At 52.2% G+C, this 1,580-nt stretch carries 1 protein-coding gene; it reads left to right on the forward strand.

Going from position 1 to position 1,580, the window contains the following annotated elements; translation table 11 throughout:
* Nucleotides 1-1,580, forward strand: a 1,580-nt coding sequence (gene psaB, locus NG795_RS28305) for a photosystem I core protein PsaB (RefSeq protein WP_367291938.1), incomplete at its 3' end; no start/stop codon positions are given.

Below are 1,580 nucleotides of genomic sequence, written 5' to 3' on the forward strand. Positions count from 1 at the left end.
ATGGCAACAAAATTCCCAAAATTTAGCCAAGACCTCGCGGCAGACCCGACAACTCGTCGGATTTGGTACGGGATTGCAACCGCCCACGACTTTGAAAGCCATGACGGAATGACCGAGGAAAATCTTTACCAAAAGATTTTCGCCTCCCATTTCGGACACCTGGCTATCATCTTCCTCTGGACATCGGGCAACCTGTTCCACGTCGCTTGGCAAGGCAACTTCGAGCAGTGGATTAAAGACCCCTTAAACGTCCGTCCCATCGCTCACGCGATTTGGGACCCCCAATTCGGTGCACCGGCAGTTGATGCCTTCACCCAAGCGGGCGCTTCCAACCCGGTCAACATCGCCTATAGCGGTGTTTACCACTGGTGGTACACCATCGGCATGACCAAGAACTCTGACCTCTACCAAGGTTCCATCTTCTTGTTGGTCTTGGCAGCAGTCATGCTCTTTGCCGGTTGGTTACACCTCCAACCGAAATTCCGTCCCTCGTTGTCCTGGTTCAAAAATGCGGAATCCCGCTTGAACCACCACTTGGCCGGTCTGTTCGGTGTCAGTTCCTTGGCCTGGACGGGTCACCTCGTCCATGTGGCTATCCCTGAATCTCGCGGTGTTCATGTCGGTTGGGATAACTTCCTCTCCGTCAAACCTCACCCAGCAGGTTTAGCCCCCTTCTTCACCGGGAACTGGGGTGTGTATGCTCAAAACCCGGACACGGCTAACCATGTATTTGGAACGGCTCAAGGGTCGGGCACTGCCATCCTCACCTTCTTAGGTGGATTTCATCCCCAAACCGAGTCTCTGTGGTTGACGGATATCGCCCATCACCATTTGGCGATCGCGGTGATTTTCATCATCGCCGGTCATATGTACCGTACCAACTTCGGTATCGGTCATAGCATCAAAGAGATTCTCAACGCCCACCGTCCCCCTTCGGGCAACCTCGGTGAAGGCCACAAAGGTCTCTATGATACCCTCAACAACTCGTTGCACTTCCAGTTGGCCCTCGCCTTGGCTTCCCTCGGTGTGGTCACCTCTCTGGTGGCACAACATATGTACAGTCTGCCTCCCTATGCCTTCATGGCTCGGGATTATACGACACAGGCAGCCCTGTACACCCACCACCAGTACATTGCTGGATTCATCATGGTGGGAGCCTTTGCTCACGGCGCGATTTTCTTGGTTCGTGATTACGACCCTGAAGCGAACAAAAATAACGTTCTCTATCGCGTTTTAGAGCATAAGGAAGCGATTATTTCCCACTTAAGCTGGGTCTCGTTGTTCCTCGGATTCCATACTCTGGGTCTGTATGTGCACAACGATGTGGTAGTTGCTTTCGGTACTCCCGAAAAGCAAATCCTGATTGAACCTGTTTTCGCGCAATGGATTCAAGCGGCGCACGGTAAAGCTCTTTATGGGTTTGATGTGTTACTGTCCAATCCGGATAGTTTAGCTTCGACGGCATGGCCGAATAATGGGAATGTCTGGTTACCGGGTTGGTTGGATGCGATTAATAGCAGCACCAATTCTCTGTTCTTGACCATTGGTCCTGGAGATTTCTTGGTTCACCATGCGATCGC

Source organism: Laspinema palackyanum D2c (assembly GCF_025370875.1).
Lineage (GTDB): Bacteria > Cyanobacteriota > Cyanobacteriia > Cyanobacteriales > Laspinemataceae > Laspinema > Laspinema palackyanum.